The sequence below is a fragment of the Arthrobacter sp. MYb221 genome (assembly GCF_002979835.1).
GTDB lineage: Bacteria > Actinomycetota > Actinomycetes > Actinomycetales > Micrococcaceae > Glutamicibacter.
This window is the reverse complement of record NZ_PCPW01000004.1, coordinates 46705-63833: the sequence shown is the minus strand read 5'-3', so window position 1 is coordinate 63833 and position 17129 is coordinate 46705. Positions and strand designations below refer to the sequence as shown.

At 61.3% G+C, this 17129-nt stretch carries 14 protein-coding genes; 9 read left to right on the top strand and 5 right to left on the bottom strand.

Features of this window, described 5'->3' with window-relative positions; all coding sequences use genetic code 11:
• Positions 1-77: 77 nt before the first annotated feature.
• Positions 78-734 (bottom strand): GntR family transcriptional regulator, encoded by a 657-nt coding sequence (locus CQ015_RS06520; RefSeq protein WP_105649635.1) that lies wholly within the window; start codon positions 732-734, stop codon positions 78-80.
• Positions 735-1017: 283 nt separating this feature from the next.
• On the opposite strand from CQ015_RS06520, the gene CQ015_RS06515 reads away from it, so the two are divergent.
• On the top strand, positions 1018-2571 hold the full coding sequence (locus CQ015_RS06515; RefSeq protein WP_105649634.1) for a sodium:alanine symporter family protein: 1554 nt from the start codon (positions 1018-1020) through the stop codon (positions 2569-2571).
• A 148-nt stretch (positions 2572-2719) separates the two neighbouring features.
• On the opposite strand, the gene CQ015_RS06510 is transcribed toward CQ015_RS06515, so the two are convergent.
• The 3 genes from CQ015_RS06510 to CQ015_RS06500 form a co-directional block, all read right to left on the bottom strand.
• Positions 2720-4090 (bottom strand): NAD-dependent succinate-semialdehyde dehydrogenase, encoded by a 1371-nt coding sequence (locus CQ015_RS06510; protein WP_219844294.1) that lies wholly within the window; start codon positions 4088-4090, stop codon positions 2720-2722.
• Positions 4091-4231: 141 nt separating this feature from the next.
• Positions 4232-4891 (bottom strand): dihydrofolate reductase family protein, encoded by a 660-nt coding sequence (locus CQ015_RS06505; RefSeq protein WP_105649632.1) that lies wholly within the window; start codon positions 4889-4891, stop codon positions 4232-4234.
• A gap of 518 nt (positions 4892-5409) precedes the next feature.
• A complete protein-coding gene (locus CQ015_RS06500; RefSeq protein WP_096286127.1) occupies positions 5410-6183 on the bottom strand; it encodes a FadR/GntR family transcriptional regulator in 774 nt (257 codons plus the stop codon).
• A 79-nt stretch (positions 6184-6262) separates the two neighbouring features.
• Here CQ015_RS06500 and CQ015_RS06495 point away from each other — a divergent pair, with 79 nt between their 5' ends.
• Both CQ015_RS06495 and CQ015_RS06490 read left to right on the top strand, forming a co-directional pair.
• Positions 6263-7150 (top strand): carbon-nitrogen hydrolase family protein, encoded by an 888-nt coding sequence (locus tag CQ015_RS06495; RefSeq protein WP_105569490.1) that lies wholly within the window; start codon positions 6263-6265, stop codon positions 7148-7150.
• A gap of 45 nt (positions 7151-7195) precedes the next feature.
• On the top strand, positions 7196-8548 hold the full coding sequence (locus CQ015_RS06490) for an APC family permease (RefSeq protein ID WP_105649631.1): 1353 nt from the start codon (positions 7196-7198) through the stop codon (positions 8546-8548).
• 130 nt (positions 8549-8678) lie between these two features.
• On the opposite strand, the gene CQ015_RS06485 is transcribed toward CQ015_RS06490, so the two are convergent.
• Positions 8679-9740, bottom strand: a complete 1062-nt coding sequence (locus CQ015_RS06485; RefSeq protein WP_096286121.1) for a 2,3-butanediol dehydrogenase — start codon at positions 9738-9740, stop codon at positions 8679-8681.
• Between the two features lie 237 nt (positions 9741-9977).
• On the opposite strand from CQ015_RS06485, the gene CQ015_RS06480 reads away from it, so the two are divergent.
• The 6 genes from CQ015_RS06480 (at position 9978) to CQ015_RS06455 (ending at position 17053) form a co-directional block, all read left to right on the top strand.
• The gene (locus CQ015_RS06480; protein WP_258141573.1) at positions 9978-10460 is read left to right on the top strand and encodes a very short patch repair endonuclease; all 483 of its coding nucleotides are present in this window, start codon (positions 9978-9980) and stop codon (positions 10458-10460) included.
• A gap of 230 nt (positions 10461-10690) precedes the next feature.
• Positions 10691-11974, top strand: a complete 1284-nt coding sequence (locus CQ015_RS06475; RefSeq protein ID WP_105649630.1) for an MFS transporter — start codon at positions 10691-10693, stop codon at positions 11972-11974.
• A gap of 216 nt (positions 11975-12190) precedes the next feature.
• Positions 12191-13735 (top strand): ABC transporter substrate-binding protein, encoded by a 1545-nt coding sequence (locus CQ015_RS06470; RefSeq protein ID WP_105649629.1) that lies wholly within the window; start codon positions 12191-12193, stop codon positions 13733-13735.
• Between the two features lies 1 nt (position 13736).
• Complete coding sequence (locus tag CQ015_RS06465; RefSeq protein ID WP_105649628.1) at positions 13737-14690, top strand: ABC transporter permease; 954 nt, start codon at positions 13737-13739, stop codon at positions 14688-14690.
• Positions 14683-15534 carry an ABC transporter permease gene (locus CQ015_RS06460; protein WP_105649627.1) on the top strand — a complete coding sequence of 284 codons (852 nt, stop codon included), beginning with the start codon at positions 14683-14685 and terminating at the stop codon, positions 15532-15534. The genes CQ015_RS06465 and CQ015_RS06460 overlap by 8 nt, the downstream gene beginning before the upstream one ends.
• Positions 15527-17053: an ABC transporter ATP-binding protein gene (locus tag CQ015_RS06455; protein ID WP_105649626.1), complete on the top strand. Its 1527-nt coding sequence runs from the start codon at positions 15527-15529 to the stop codon at positions 17051-17053. The genes CQ015_RS06460 and CQ015_RS06455 overlap by 8 nt, the downstream gene beginning before the upstream one ends.
• Positions 17054-17129: the final 76 nt, after the last annotated feature.

The following is a 17129-nucleotide window of genomic DNA, read 5'->3' as shown; positions in this document are numbered from 1 at the left end:
ATGTCAAGCGTTGGGGAAAGATAAAGCCCAGACGCAATAAATACGTCTGGGCCTTGGGACTTCTTAGTGCCGCGAAATCAAGGGCGGGCATACTCCAGATGACGAGTCATCAGCTCCACCACGCGGCGCGAATCGCCCTGCGTCACGGCGTCAATGATATCCCGGTGCTCTTGGGCGCTCTCGGTTAGCAGCCCGCGCTCCTGCAGGTGATAGGCGCCATTAATCCGCGACTGATCCCGCAGGTTCTCAATGATGCCAACCCAACGCCTGTTACCTAGAATTTTCACGAGCTCAACATGGAATTCCTGATCCACCTCGAGATACTCCACAACGTCACCGCTCTCGGCCACGCGTACCGTTGAATCCACTAATTTTCTGAGCTGACCACAGGTTTCATCACTAATTCCGCGCAGCGCAACGCGCCGTACAGCTTCAACTTCTATCAGCATTCGCAGGTCATAGACTTCTTGGCGATCCCGATCGCTCATATCGACAACGCGATATCCTCGATTCTTAATCGGTTCCAAAAGACCCTTGTCCGCCAGCGTAATCATGGCTTCCCTGGCCGGCGAATTTGAGATCCCCAAGCGACCGGCAAGCGCATTGGCCGAGTAGATCTCTCCGGGTTGCATGGTGCCGTCCAGCAAAGCCCTACGGATGATTGCTTCGGTAGTTTCCTTCAACGTGGCCCGAGCCGCTAACTGACCGACTTCGATACTCGCTTCGCGAGCCATAGCAACTCCATTTCACCGCGATGTGCGGGCTTTCGAGCCTAAAGGGTTGACACATGCAAGCCCTTCGGGTGTCATTGTTATCGACAACCAATAACGTGATGACCGTCACTCGACTTACTATTCATTTTCTTCGATACTACAGAACGACTAGCTCCACCGACACATCAGGCCCACAAAATACCCGGTATCGACCCATCTCAGGAGCGTACGGACAACCGCATGGTGTAGGCATCGCTGCAGTTGACCGGACGCTCAATCACTCTGACTGTGAGAGGCACTTAATATGCCATCTTCAACTTCAATTCCAGTACTCAGCGCGCTTTCGCTCGATCAGCGGTTGGAAAGCCTCTTTGGCCCGTTTGTTTCATGGCTCGAAAGCGTGGTGTTTTTCGCCGTCCCGGTCTTCGGTTCGGAACTGCCGCTGATTGTCGTCTGGATCATTGGCGCCGGTATTTTCATGACCTGCTTCACCGGATTCCGGGCCTTCCGCCAGATGCCACACTCGATTAATATTATCCGCGGAAAATTCAACCGCCACAACGACCCTGGCGAAGTGACCAGTTTCCAGGCTCTGGCCACCGAACTATCCGGAACGGTAGGCCTAGGCAATATCGCCGGTGTTGCTGTCGCAATCTCCATTGGCGGGCCCGGTGCCTCATTGTGGATCGTCATTGCAGGATTTCTCGGCATGTCCCTGAAGATGGCTGAAGCCACACTCGGTCAGAAGTACCGGCGAATCAATAAAGACGGAACGGTTTCCGGCGGGCCAATGTACTATCTCCAGACCGGACTGCGGCTCCAAGGCAAGGCGAAACTCGGCAAGCTGCTTGCCTACATGTTCGCGACCTTCACCATGATTGGCGCCCTCGGCGGCGGCAACCTGTTCCAAGCCAATCAGCTTACCGCCCAAGTTGTGCTGATGACCGGCGGAGAGGAGAGCTTCTTCGCCGGAAAGAGCTGGATTCTGGGAGTCATCGTTGCTGTCGTTACGGCTCTGGCGATCTTTGGCGGTATCAAGTCCATTGCCAAGTGGACCGGCCGCATCATGCCAGGCATGGCGGCGCTCTACATTGTTTGCGTGTTGATCATCCTGTTCACTAATTTCAGCGCTATTCCAGGGGCCTTCGGCCTGATCTTCGAGGGTGCATTCACCGGGGGCGGCGTTCAGGGAGGCGTCGTGGGCGTGGCGATCATCGGAATCCAACGAGCATTGTTTTCCAATGTCGCAGGAGCCGGCACCGCCGGCATGGCCCATTCGGCCACCAAGAACACGCGACCGGCTCAGGAAGGTTTCGTCGCGGCTTGGGAACCTTTCATTGATTCCGTAGTGGTCTGCACCATGACGGCGCTGGCCATTATCGTCACCGGCCAATACCTGAATCAGGATGCGGACGGAATCGCGCTCACCACCGCAGCTTTCGGTTCGGTGCATGGGCTGTTCCCCTATGTGCTGACCATCTGCGTCCTGCTCTTCGCCTTCTCCACGATCTTGAGTTTCTCCTACTACGGGCAGCTGGCCGCTGGTTTCCTCTTTGGAAAGTCGGCGATCGTCCGCAACAGCTACAACCTCGTCTGGCTGGGCACGATCATTCTCGGCTCGGCCGTCTCGCTGTCGACCGTGGTGAGATTCTCGGACGCGGTATTCTTCCTGATGACCGTTCCCAACGTGCTCGGACTGTTCTTCTTGGCCAATGTCATCCGCAAGGAACTGAACGGGCACTGCGATGAATTGAAGACCGGCGCTCTGCAAATGGTGCCCCTGGCAGAACGCAGTACGCTGCTCGGGAATCCGATCTCTGACGAAGGAGACAAGCAGGTGATCGCCGACAAGGCGTAGCCACTTGTTGCACGCTCCGCGAACTCCACCGCAATGACGCGGTGGAGTTCGTTTCGCTCCCGAACATAAGGGCATCCGCCTATGCATGTTCGCTTGAAGCCCCTGAGGCATGGGGCGAATTCAAGGCCAACTGCGGAAGCGGACCCGGTTAGCGCCCGGCGACCTTCACCAGCTTGTGGTTGATGAACTCGGTCATGCCGTACTTGCCCAGCTCCCGGCCGATCCCCGAGCGCTTCACTCCGCCGAATGGCAATTCGGCCGCCGAGGCCGAAGGTTCGTTGATGGCCACCATTCCGCTTTCCAGCCGCGCGGCGATCCGCTCGGCGCGCGCCAGGTCCTTGGTGTGGACTGAGGCACCCAAGCCATAGTCGGAATTGTTGGCCAACGCGATAGCTTCTTCCTCGCCGCCCACCTTGTAGAGCACCGCCACCGGCCCGAAGAGCTCCTCGGAGAAGGCGCGCATTTCAGGGGTGACATCGGCCAGGATGGTCGGTTCGTAGTAGGCACCGACGCCTTCGATCCGCTTGCCGCCGGCGAGCACCGTGGCGCCCTTGTCGATGGCGTCCTGCACCTGTTCCGCCAGACCTTCGCGGGCCGCCGCCGAAGACAGCGGGCCGAGGAAGGTCTCGGCCTGGGTTGGATCGCCGACGTTGATGGCGGACACCTGTTCGGCGAGCGCCCGGGAGAAGTCCTCGTATACCGAGGAATCCACGATGAACCGCTTGGCCGAGTTGCAGGCCTGCCCGGTATTGCCGAAGCGGGCCCGCATGCCGAGCTTCGCGGTCCGTTCCACATCGACGTCGGGCAGCACCAGGAAGGGATCAGAACCGCCTAGTTCCAGGACCACCTTCTTCAGGTTGCGTCCGGCGACCTCTGCCACCGCCGCGCCCGCGCGTTCGGAGCCGGTCAGCGAGACGCCCTGGATGCGGCGGTCCGCGATGATGTCGGCCGCCTGCTCATTGGTGGCGAAGATGTTCAGGTAGGCGCCGTGCGGCGCTGCGGCTTCACGGAAGATCTGCTCCATGGCCAGCGCGGATTCGGGGCACTGCGGTGCGTGCTTGAGCAGGATCGTATTGCCGTTCATCAGGTTGGGCGCCGCGAAGCGCGCCACCTGGTAGTACGGGAAATTCCACGGCATGATGCCCAGCAGCACGCCGACCGCTTCCTTGCGCACCAGCGCCTTGCCGCCCGAGGCAATTTCCAGTTCTTCATCTTCCAAGAACTTCGGACCGTTCTTGGCGTAGTAGCGGTAGATGGACACCACGATGCTGATCTCGCCGAGCGACTGCTTCTTCGGCTTGCCCATCTCACGGGTGATGATCCCGGCAAGCTCTTCGGCACGCGCTTCATAGATATCTGCCACGCGTTCGAGCAGGGCTACGCGCTCGGCCAACGCAGAGACGGACCATTGCCCATAGGCTTGATGGGCGGTGGTAATCGCGGTCTGGATTTGCGCGTCCGAGGCGATGGGGTAAGTTGCTTCCACGACTCCGGTGGCAGGATTCGTTACTGCGTACATATTCATGCTCCTTCGCTTGGTGGCTTTTCTGCCATGCCCGGATACTCCGGGGTGCCGATCCCATGGCATTTGACCCCAGTCTGCCAGCACCGCCCCGCCCGAAGGCAAGACGGCGCGTGACGAAGCTACACATTCGGTTCGCTAGGACTCGATCCGGGTGAATTCCAGATGCGTCACCCCGCTGCTCGTCGAAGTGGATGCGATCGAGTAGTTTCGCTCCATCCCTTCAAGACCCTCCCAGAGCCTGTCACCGCGTCCTAAGAGGATCGGAACTAGCGCCACGTGCAGATAGTCCACCAGTCCGGCGCGCAAGAATTCCCGCACGCTGAGCACGCCGCCACCGAGGCGCACGTCCAGCCCGCCGGCGGCCGCGGCGGCTGCTTCCAGGGCTTCTTGCGGGGAGGCATCGATGAAATGGAAGGTCGTCTCCCCCACCGTCTGGGATTCACGCTTCCGGTGGCTGAGCACGAACACCGGAGAATGGAACGGCGGTTCTTCTCCCCACCAGCCGGACCAGCTGGGGTCTTCTTCCCACCCCGGAGGACCGTACTTTCCGGCACCCATGATTTCGGCACCAAGGCCGTCAAACGCCCTCCGGGCAAAAACGTCGTCCTCGGCTGCAGCCTCGTCCAGAGGTACGCGCATTTCGTTGCCCACCAGCGATTGGAAGGTCTGGGTGGGGATGAACCATTCGTGCAGTCGCTCCTTTGCATGCCCGAAGGGTTCTTCGAGGCTGCGGTTCACCCCGCTGCCCATGCCGTCTAGCGAAATGCTCAAATTATGCGCTCTGAGTTTTGCCATGACGCGTCCTTCCCGTCTCAGTGGGTTAATGTCGTTTCAGGCAACCGCGGGGCTGGTCAGCCAGGCGGCCGGAGGTTGTGCCCACAGTCTGCCACTTGGAGCACGCGACCGAAAGGATGCATGGGCCAGCGATGCTACCGGTTCGGCAGCACATTGGTCGCAAGAAAGTTCCGGCTAATATTTAGGTCCGGTATCCCGCCCTTCCCGGCGAGCATCGCGATGCACGGTATTTCACCATCTCAGGATTGCCGTTGCGGACCAGCGCGTTTCCGAGGTCAATGAAAATTAACTCATCTCGCTTCGTAATTCCCGTGCTTCTCGGAACTCAAAGGCCGTTCAACATCGACTTCTACGCGGTGGTTCCATTTCTTGCCGTCGTCCTCACCAATGATTTCCTTCCGCCCGGCACCACTGTGGGACTTATGCCGGGGATTCGAACTTTCGACAAGCAGGGACACTTCCTCGCCGGCGAAAAGGCAGCGGAGCACAGGCAAGCAGCGCACCGCCTATTGCCGTCACTAGCGCCCTCCACCAGTTCCAAGACCGAAGAACATCTCTCCCCTCAGTGCCGCCACATGTTCCTGGGTCACCGACATGGCCTCCACGGGATCATGGCGCCGCAGAGCGTTAACCAGCTGCCGGTGGTGGCCTCGGCCAACTTCCAGCTTCTCCTGCGGATAGGGCACGAAGTACTTCAGCAGTTCTTCGTAAGCGGCGAGGTAGGCAGGTACCTCGGGAAGGTCGCTGATTTCGGCAAGCAGGCGGTGGAAACGGGTATCGGGGATGTGATGCTCATGCCAGCTTGCAGCACGTGCCGATTGGCTGATCAATTCTTCCAACTCTTGGCACTGCTCCTCGGTGGCGCGTAGTGCGGCCTGCGCAGCAACGGCGCTTTCCATGAGGCTGCGCTGGTCGATCAACCGGAGCACCGCACCTTCATCTGCGCGGAATGCTTGGACCGAGGAATCATTGAGCTGCGGCGGATCTTGCACCACGAAGGTCCCGCCGCCTCGCCCGGGACGCCGTTCGAGCACCCCGTCTGCCACCAGGCTTTCCAGCCCGCGACGAGCCGTGATGACGCTGACTTCAAGGCCGGCGGCGATCAGCTGGGTACTTGGCAATTTGCCGCCTGGGGCAAGCAGTCGATGTTCGACCGACAGCAGGATTCGTGCACGGACGGTTTCCATCGCCGTAAGCCGAGTAACAGCTGCGGAGCCCGGTGCCGCATGCAGCAATCGCTCGGCTTCACGTTTCTCGGCATTAGCCGAACCCGGATTATTTTTTGCCGTCATGTATTGAGTCTATCGATTGCATCACATACATTTATATAACTGCTCATATTGATCAGTTATATATCTCCGAAAGAAGTTCATGGTGCCTCAAGAAATCATTGCCGGCCTGGCCCAACGCGCTCCGCTGCCCGTGTCGAGCTCGGTAGACGGTTTTGCCGAGGACGTAGCCGCGACGCTAGATCGCTTCGGACCGATGGATCTGCTGGCCTACCCGGAAATGCACTTGCACGGCACCGAGCATCTGCCCGAAGCCGAACGGAGTGCAGCGTTGGTGAACGCCGCGGTCCCGCTGGATGATCCGTTCGTCGCGGCCCTCGGCCGGATCGCGGAAGCACACCGGATCTGGCTCTGCCCGGGAAGCATCGGGGAACGCGACGCTGCCGGCGGCTACTACAACACCCAGCTGCTCTTCGCCCCGGACGGAACCCTGGCGGCCAGCTACCGCAAGATGTTCCCCTGGCGGCCCTTTGAGCCGCATCAGCCGGGCACCGAATTCGTGGTGGCCGCGCTGGACGGCTTTGGACCGGTCGGTCTGTCCAACTGCTACGACGCGTGGTTTCCCGAGCATTCCCGCCATCTCGCGTGGATGGGCGCCGGGGCCATAGTGAACGTCGTGAAGACCACCAGCGATGACCGCGAACAAGAACTGGTGCTGGCCAGAGCCAACGCCATCGTGAACCAGGTCTACATGCTCAGCGTGAACTGCGCCCACCCCGCCGGCCGGGGCCGCAGCATCGCGGTGGACCCCGAAGGCATGGTGCTAGGCGAAGCCGGGCTGGGCGAAGACACGCTCGTGGTGCGAGTCGATCCAACCAGGCTGCAGCGCGTACGCGAGCAGGGCACGGCCGGAACCAACCGGGTCTGGTCCCAGTTCCGGCAAGGAGATCAGCCCATCAACCTGCCGATGTACAACGGCGTGCTTGATCCCTCCCGTTGGACCCCGCGGCCACCGGGTCCCCGCTCCTAGATCGTTTCCCTCTCACCTCCCCTACTGAAAACAACGGAGTTTTCCATGTCCACCACCACTGCCCTCACACGCACTTTGACGTTGCCCTCGCTGGTGATCTTCGGCCTGGCCTATCTGACACCGCTAATTGTCCTGGGCATCTTCGGGGTCATCGCCTCGCAAACCGGCGGCGCCAGCGCCAGCGCCTACCTCCTTGCCTTGCTGGCGATGCTTTTCACCGCCAACAGCTATGGGCGAATGGCAGCCGCCTACCCCGTAGCGGGCTCTGCCTACACCTACGTACGCAAAACCATCGATGGCCGGGTGGGTTTCCTGGTCGGCTGGGCCACCATGCTCGACTACCTGTTCCTGCCCATGGTGATCTGGTTGATCGGAGGTTCCTACCTGCAGGCGCAGTTCCCTGCTGTGCCCATGCCGGTATGGATCCTGGGCTTCATTGTGGCCACGACAATCCTGAACATCGTGGGCATCAAGGTGGCCGACCGGGTGAATCTGGTCCTGATGTCCTTCCAGATCCTGGTTATCGTCTTCTTCGTGGCCCTCTCCGTGTCCAGCGTCGTCGGCGAACACGGGGCTAGCGGACTGGCCAGCGCCACCCCGTTCACCGGAATCGATGCCACCGCCGCTGGCATCGCCGGCGGCGCGGCCATCGCTGCCTATTCCTTCCTCGGATTCGATGCAGTGACCACGTTGACCGAGGAGACCGTCGAGCCGCGGCGCACCGTACCCAAGGCGATCATGCTGATCGCGCTGATCGGCGGCGGCATCTTCGTGGTGGTGGCCTACACCGTGCAGCTGGTGCATCCGGGCGGCGTCTTCGAGAATTCGGAGGCGGCGGGCTTCGAAATCGCCCAGCAGGTCGGCGGCAATCTCTTTGGAGCGGTGTTCCTCGCCGCCCTGGTCATTGCCCAATTCACCTCGGGCATCGCGGCCCAAGCCGCCGGCAGCCGGCTGCTCTACGCCATGGGCCGTGACGGGGTGCTTCCACGCGGCTTCTTCGGCAAGCTGAACGCCCGGTGGAGCACCCCGGTCTTCTCGATCCTGGCCATTGCCGCGGTGGGCCTGATCGCCATATTCATGGACGTGGCCACCTCGACGTCATTCATCAATTTCGGGGCATTCATCGCCTTCATCATGGTCAACGCCTCGGTGATCGTCTACTGGGCACGAGAACGCCAAGCCGGCAGGCAGCTGAACCCGCTGCTCTATGTCCTGTGCCCGGCCATCGGCGTGTTGGTGATCGGATTCCTGCTCTTGCAGCTGGATATACACGCGGTAGCCATCGGCTCGATCTGGCTGGTCATCGGCGGGATCACCTTGGGCTTCACGACCAGGGGATTCAGGCGCCAGCCACCGCAGATGGCACTGGATGACCTGGAAGGCGCGGTCCAGCAGTAAATTCCTCCCGCGAGCCACGAACAGTGGCGACCCCCGCCTACAGAGGGAACGGCAAATGCCAAGCCCGACCGGCAGAGCAGTCCTCCAGCTCTGCCGGTCGGTTGCTCTGCCGGCGCCGACAACAGCCAGATCAGGCGCGCGGATTCACGATGATCTTCACATGCTCTTCATTGTTGTTAATCAACTGGTCGAAACCTTCGGACACCAGCCCGTCAAGTCCGATCCGGCCGGTAATGAAGGGCGCCAAGTCCAGCTTCCCGCCCTGCACCAGCGCTATGGTGTCCGGATGATCGCTGGCGTAGCCGATGGTTCCCCGCAGATCGATCTCTTTCAGCACCAGCTTGGGCATGTCAACTGGTGGCTTATGGCCCCAGATCGAAACGTTGACGATCACCCCGCCCGAAGACACCGCATCCAGGAGCATGTCCAGCACCGCAGGAACCGAGGAGCACTCGAATCCGACATCGGCGCCGCGACCTCCGGTTGCGTCGCGCACTTTCTGCGCCACGTCCCCGTCCCGCGGATCGAAGACATCATCGGCCACCCCGGTTTCGCGGGCCTTGGCCTTGCGGGCTTCGGAAAGCTCCGAGACGAAGACCTGAAGCCCCTTGGCTTTAAGCACCGCAGCGGTCAGCAATCCGATCGGACCGGCACCACCGACAATGGCAACCTGCCCGGCTTTGGCCCCCGATCGGACGAACGCATGGTGGGCAACCGACAGCGGCTCTATTAGTGCGGCTTCATCAAGCGGGATCCGGCCGATGGGGTGCACCCAGCGGCGTTCGACCACAATTTTCTCCGAAAGTCCGCCACCGCGGCCGCCCAAGCCGATGAAGTTCATATTCTCGGACAACTGGTAGGGCTGTCCCTGGCTGGTGTCCACGTCTTCATGAACGATATAGGGCTCTACCACCACGTTTTCGCCGATTTCGAGTCCGGTGACTCCTGGCCCCAGGGCCGTGACGGTTCCGGAGAATTCATGGCCCATGGTGACCGGTGCGCTTTCACCCGAGATCGGGTGAGGCTTCCCGGCCGGCGGGATGAAGATCGGCCCTTCAAGGTATTCGTGCAGGTCGGTCCCGCAGATACCGCACCAGGCCACGTCAATGGCCACCGTGCCCGGCTTCAGTTCCGGCTCGTCGATGTCCTCGATCCGGATGTCCCGCTGGTCGTAGTATCGTGCTGCTTTCATTGAGTTTCCCCTTAGTGGTTTCAGTGCTGCCCGGGCCAACGGTCGACGAATTGCCGTTCTCGAGGCCCAACCTACTGGCGCGCCCGGGTCTTGTAAACCGTTGCAATAGGTTTCAATGACATACCCCGGCCCCAGCAGAACAGACCGACCTCGAGTTCCAGCTGCCTCTCGTGGATAGTCTGCAGTGGAACCGTGGCGTGCAGAGCCGATCCGTGCGCACAATGGACCATGGACATCATGACTGTTGGGCAGCGCTCGCGGCTCATGTCGCGGATCCCCGGCAAGAACACCCGCCCGGAACTCGCCTTGCGAAGTCTGCTGCATGCCGCTGGCTACCGTTTCCGGTTGCACGGAGCATTGCCTGTCCGGCAGTTGGCCGCGCTGCGCAAAGAACACCAGGAAATCCTTTTGCGCGGGGGCAAGCTGCCTGGCTCGCCGGATCTCGTCTTCAGCGCCCGGAACAAAGTGATTTTCATGAATGGCTGCTTCTGGCACGGTCACGATTGCCCTGCGGGCCAACACCGCCCCTCATCCAATGCTGAATACTGGAGCCCGAAATTGGATTCCAACATCGCCCGGGACAAGCGCAAACGGCAAGATTTGGCATTGCTTGGATGGGATTCGCTGACGCTGTGGGAATGCGAACTGAAATCGATGGACGAGGTCCTGCGCAGAGCTGCGGAATTCCTGGGGCCTCCACGCAATCCGCGGAGCATGTAGTTCGAGCGGCTATCCGCCTCTGCCCTGCTGTCGATTGGCTTGCCCAAGACCCCGAGAGCAGCCAACAATCCGCCCCGCCGTTACGGCTAGCGGCGGCGGCTTTCTGACAATCGGGTTATTGCTGGCTAAAATTGCAATCCGGTGGCCATACTGCCGACGAAAACCTAAGAAACCGAAGGATCTGATCATCGCCAGAATATCGAAGCGGCCCAACGCGTTCCCTAAGGTCCATGAAAACTAGCTCCCCTCGCTTCGAAGTTCCCGTTCTCCTCGGAACCCAGACGCTGTTTAATATCGGCTTCTACGCGGTGGTTCCATTTCTTGCCGTGGTCCTCACCAATGATTTCCTGCTGGCCGGCACCGCGGTGGGACTCATTCTGGGGATTCGCACCTTCGCCCAGCAGGGACTCTTCCTCGCCGGCGGCAGCCTGGCGGACCGTTTTGGCGCGCGAAATATGATCCTCATCGGCTGCGCGGTTCGCGCGGCAGGATTCTTCACCCTGGCGGCCTCGTTATGGGCCAGCACCCCGGTGCTGTGGATGTTCATTCTCGGAACCCTGCTGACCGGATTTGGCGGAGCGCTTTTTTCTCCCGGGCTCAATGTCCTGGTGGCCGCGGCCCAAGCAGCCCGAGAACGCGGAAAGCCGACCGAAACCAAACGCACCACGCTCTTTGCCTGGCTGAGCATTACCGGGGAAATCGGCGCGGTCACCGGACCGCTGGTCGGAGCGGCGCTATGGGGTTGGGGCTTCTCGACGGTCGCAGGATTCGGGGCGGTCTTCTTCGTCGTCATTGGCCTGTTCTTGTGGGCCAACCTGCGCCGGGAGGCCCCAGGGATTTCCCCACGGAGCGTTGGCAATGATTCGGTGCAGCGAAGCATCCCGAAGAGCAGTTTGCGTGCGTGCCTGAAAGACCGCAGATTTGTGGCGTTCTGCGGTTTGCACGCATCGGACCTGTTGGCCTATAACCAGCTCTACCTGGCCATTCCGCTGGAGCTGGCGCGCATAGGCTTGCCCACCCAGTGGCTGGGGTTGGTCTTCGCCTGGATATCCATTCTGACGCTGACCTTGCAGTTGCCCGTTGCGTGGCTCGCCACCCGTCTAGGTCCGTTCATAACCTTGCGTTTCGGGTATCTCTTCAGCGCACTCGGATTCGCGGTGCTCGCGTTCGTTCCCGCCTCCGCCTTCGGCGGCGAACCCGGAGCGGCACGCATCATGTGCGCGGTGACCCTGCTGACCCTGGGTCATATGAGCGTGCATCCCACCGCGCTGAGCCTGGTCCCGAAATTTGCCGGCACACGTGCCACCGGCTCCTACTTCGGCTTGCTGTCCAGTTGCGGCGGGTTGGCGGTGCTGCTGGGAAATATGCTGCTCGGGTGGCTCCTGACTCGGGCCGGCCAGGAGCTGCTGCCCGGATACCTGCCTTGGATGGTTCTACTTGTTCCGCTGGCCTTGGCCTCCCTCTATGCATCGCGCCTCGTGCGTCGGGTCGGCGCCTCCGCTCAGCATTCGTGAACTACGACATATTAGGTAAAACGACGCAGAATTTCCACGCCGACCATCAACTCTGCACTACTCAGGTTGCGATCTCGCTTCCAAACAAACAGCTCGGATTTCCGCCTGCCGATTCCATGGGTTCAGGACAGGCTTCCGGTGCGGTTAATTAGGGTACGCTTACCAAGGCCCTAATGCTTTAGAAGCCTATTCATTACGTAATGCCGAAGGATTTCCATGAACTTTGGACGTTTGAGCGCAGCCGCCGGAATCGCGGCCGTTGCACTCGCGCTGACCGCCTGCAGTACCTCCACGCAGAATGCCGCACCGGAGCAGGCCGCGGATCAAGACGCTCGCGTAGTTGTGGCCAATTTCCGCGCGCCGGTGTCCAACTGGGCGCTGGAAAGCGATGATGCCTATGTGCTGTCCATCTCCGGGTGCTTGGAAACCCTGACCCGGTATGACCAGACCGAGAAAAAAGTCGAGCCGATGCTTGCGGCATCATGGAAGCAGTCTTCCGATACGCAGTGGGATTTTGAGCTCCGCCCGGACGTGAAGTTCCAGGACGGCAGCGCGTTGGATGCGAAGGCCGTGGCCGCATCGTTGAGCCACGTGCTCGAAGCCGCCGCGCCGGCACGCGCCATCAACCCCAAGACCATCAGCAAGGTCGCCGCTCTCGATGCCGACACCGTCCGCGTCACCACGCCAGCTGCCGATCCGCTGTTGCCCTACCGCATGGCAAGCGTGAATGCCGGTGTCCTCTCCCCTGATGCTTATACGCCCAAGGGCATAGACCCGTTTGGCCACTGCACCGGACCGTTCACCCCGGTCTCCGAAAAGGCCGGCCAGTCACTGACCCTGGACCGCAACGAGAACTACTGGGGCGGCACCGCGAAACTGGCCGGCGGCGAAATCCGCTACATCACCGAGGGCGCCACGCGCGCAACCCAGGTCCAGACCGGAGAAGCCGACATCTCCATGTCGATTCCGGCCACCAGCTTGGCCACCTTGGAATCGGATGACTCGGTGAGCGTGCTCAAAACCGATTCTCCCCGCACCGCGACGCTCTACCTGAACAACTCACGGGCACCGTTCAATGACGTCAAGCTGCGCAAAGCGGCAACCATGGCGCTAGACCTGCCCGCCATCGCCGCAAGCATTTACGAGGGTGCCGCGCAGCCCGCCACCGGCCCCTTCGCGCCAAGCGAAAGCTGGGCCAATCCCGACTTGGCCGTCCCCCAGCTGAATCTGGACGAAGCCAAGAAGCTGGTGGCCGATTCCGGGTATGCGCAAGATCAGCCGCTGGAGATTATCGCGATCACCGAACGCGCTGAATTCGCCGGGGTGGGCGCCATCATCCAGGAGCAGTTCAAGCAGATCGGCCTCCAGGCCAACGTGGTCACCAAGTCCTACGGCGCCGCCGAACCAGATGTACTGGCCGGCAAGTACGACATGATCCTGAGCCAGCGCAATCGCATGATCGATATTGCAGACCCCATCGGGTTCCTGCAGGCGGACTACACCTGCCAGGGCGGCTACAACCTGAGCCATTACTGCAATGAGGATTACGACGCACTCATTGCCAAGGCGGCCAGCGAAACCGACGAGGCCACGCGCCACCAGCTCTACCGCGAGGCGGGAGACATCCTTGCCGAGGATGCGGCCAATGTGTGGCTGGTCAACGAACAGTCCATCGACGCCGTCGGCGAGTCGGTCCAGGGCTACGTCCAGGACCCGCTCACCCGCTACGTGTTGACCAAGGATCTGGCGAAGACCAAGTAAGTTGCTATCCCTCTCATCGACGCTGCGCCGAGTCGTAGGACTCGGCGCAGCGGTCCTGCTTTCGTCCTTCGCGGTATTTCTCGTACCCTTTGTCTCCCCCGGAGATCCGGTGCGCGCGCTGCTCAGAGCGCGCATGGACATCGGAGCCGCGGATGAGGCGGCGGTGCAAGCCTATGCCCAGCAATTTGGCCTGCATGACCCGATGCTGGTGCAGTTCGGTCGCTGGCTTGGCCGGTTTTTCACCGGCGACATGGGGGTCTCTTTTGTCAGCGGAACCCCGGTGGTCGACCAGGTGCTGCCCGCCATTGGCGTCACCCTGGCTTTGGCCGGCTGCGCCCTGCTGGTGGCCATCCTGGTCTCCATAGTGCTGGGTGTGCTTGCGGCCACCCGTGCCGGGCAATGGCCGGACCGGATCATCACCTCGGTGACCCACGCGCTGATTGCCATTCCCGAATATGCACTGGCTCCGCTGCTGGTCTTGCTCTTCGCGGTGTGCTGGTCCTTGCTTCCGTCGGCCGGATTCGAATCCCCCGCATCATTGGTGCTTCCGGTGTTCGTGCTGGCACTGCGGCCGATCAGCTTTTTCAGCGTGGCGGTACGCTCGGGCGTGCAGCAGGCGCTGGATTCTGAACATGTGCTGGCCGCCAGGGCCCGCGGCCTGAGCCGAAGCCAGGCGCTGATCCGCCACGTCATCCCCCATGGCCTGCTTCCGTTGTGGACCATGGTCGGGGTGTGGTTCGCGGGACTGCTGGGCGGTTCGGTCATCGTGGAAGTCATTTTTGCCATCCCGGGAATGGGACGGCTGATCTTCGACGCCATCGTGGACGCCGACATCCCGGTTGCCCAGGGCGGGGTTGTGGTCGTCGTGGCCTGCGCCGTGCTGGCCACGGGGATCATCGATCTGGTGCACCGGCTCAGCGACCCGAATGTGCGCATTGGAGTACGCCATGACTAAAAAATCTCTTCGCGGGCTATTGTTCAACCCGCCGGTGATCGTCCTGCTCATCGTTTTGTTCGCGACCATCTCGGCGCCGTGGATTTCACCTTTTGACCCGGATGCGCAAAGCCTCTTCGAACGTCTTGAATCGCCGAGCTGGGCACACCTGCTAGGCACCGATGCGTTGGGACGCGACACGTTGAGCCGGGTGCTTCACGGTGGACGCTTCTCCCTGGCCGTGGCGCTGATTACCACGCTGTTCTCGTTGCTGGTGGGTACCTGTCTGGGCCTGCTCAGCGCGCTGCGCGGAGGCTGGCTCGACGAGATCTTCCTGCGGGTCAACGACCTGCTGCTGGCGCTGCCGGAGATCGTGATTGCGCTGCTGATCATCGCGGTGATGGGCCCCGGATTCACCACCATGGTGCTCTCCGTGGGAGTGGTGGCCTGGACTCCCACGGCACGTTTGGTGCGTTCGCTGGCGGTGCAGTCGCTCTCGACCCACCATGTGGAAGCCTCCAAGCATGTGGGTGCCTCGCGCTGGTTCATCCTGCGCCACCACGTGTTTCCGTTTGTTGCCGGCCCGGTGCTGGCTCAGGCAGCGTTGCGCTTTGGCCTGTTGCTGGTCTTGCTCGGTTCGCTGTCCTATTTGGGCATCGGCGTCCAGCCGCCGCAGTCGGACTGGGGGTCCATGCTTGCCGACGCGCAACCACATGCAACTCGTTCGCCCTGGGGTCTGATCGCACCGGGTGCGGCAATATTCTTGGTGAGTTTTTGCGTAACCCTGCTGGGCAACCGCATCACGCAAACGCTCAACGGGCAAGATGTCCTCGCGGCCGGGGCCAAGGCGGATCTGAATGACTAAAGAACTTGAAATCATCGAATTATCGGTCAGTGCCGGAAAAAAATCGCTGCTTTCCAAGGTCAGCTGCTCGGTGCGTGCCGGCGAACTAGTGGCCGTCGTCGGACGCTCGGGTTCCGGAAAAACGTTGCTGACCAAGGCGATCATGGGCCTTCTGCCGGCGCAGCTGCGCGCCGAGGGAGAAATCCTGCTGGGCGGCGAACGCATTGACCAGCTTGATGACAGGGGCATGGATGCCGTGCGCGGGCGGCGCATCGGCATGCTGTTCCAGCAGCCTAAGCGAGTCATGAACCCCCGCCTCACCGTCCGTGCGCACCTGCTCGAGGCCCTCGCCACGCACGGCGCCGGCAAGGCCCGCAAGCACGAGGCCCAGGTCGAAGCCTTGCTCCATGAAGTGGGACTCGCCCCAGCCGCGGAGATCGCCGGCAAGCGTCCCGACCAGCTATCTGGAGGCATGGCCCAGCGCGCCATGCTGGCCATTGCCTTGGCGGGGAACCCGGAGTTCATCCTGGCCGACGAACCCACCTCTTCCTTGGATTCCATCCTGAAATCCGAGGTCCTGGAATTGCTGCGCCGCAAGCAGCAAGAACGCGGACTGGGCATTTTGCTCATCACCCACGACATCGCCAGCGTCCGGCATATTGCAGATCGAATCGTGGTGGTCAGCGACGGCGAAATCATTGACCAGTGCCCCACTGCCATGATCTTCTCCAAGGACCGGCACGCCAAAACGCGTGAACTGGTTGATGCGACCCAGGCTGGGCCGCGGCAGCGACGCGAAATTAGTTCCGGGTGCGTCCTCGAAGCCCGTTCGGCCGGCAAGAATTACACGCGCCGAGCCAAGGGCCGCGCGGCTCTGGAACCCACCACGCTGCGGTTGCATGCCGGTGAAATCCTCGGCGTGGTGGGGCGCTCGGGCTCAGGAAAAAGCACCTTCGCCAGATTGCTCGCCGGCTTGGAGAAGCCAACTAGCGGTCAGATCCTGAACCATCATGAACACATCACGCCCAACGCCGTTCAAGTCATTGCGCAAGAACCATTCTCGTCCTTTGATCCTGCCCTGACGCTTCGCAAGAGCCTGAGTGCAGCGGTGCACCGACTGCCAGTGCTAGAGGCCACGAAGATCGTTGAGAATGCCATGACCCAGGTTGGGCTTCCTCAGCAGCTGCTGGATCGAAAGCCCGGCCAGTGCTCGGGCGGCCAATTGCAGCGCATGGCTATAGCCCGCGCCCTGCTGGTCGCCCCGCAGGTGTTGATCTGTGACGAATCGACCTCTGCGCTGGATTCCGTGGCCCAGCGCCACATCTTGGACCTCCTGCTGAAGCTGCGCGATCGGCTGGGGTTGTGCCTGGTGGTCATTTCCCATGACATGGACGTGATCCGCTATGTCAGCGATAACGTGGCCGTTTTCTACGAAGGCGAACTCGTTGAGCATCGCAGCCTCGACGACTTCTTGGCCTCCGCCGAACATGAACACAGCCAGGACCTGGTGGCCGCGCTCAGTGCTTCGAACGGGGTTTAAACAGCGTCACCTATTCCGCTTGGTCGGCTCCCTGCCAAGGTGCAGGAGCGCGACCACTGAAGAACTATCCATAACT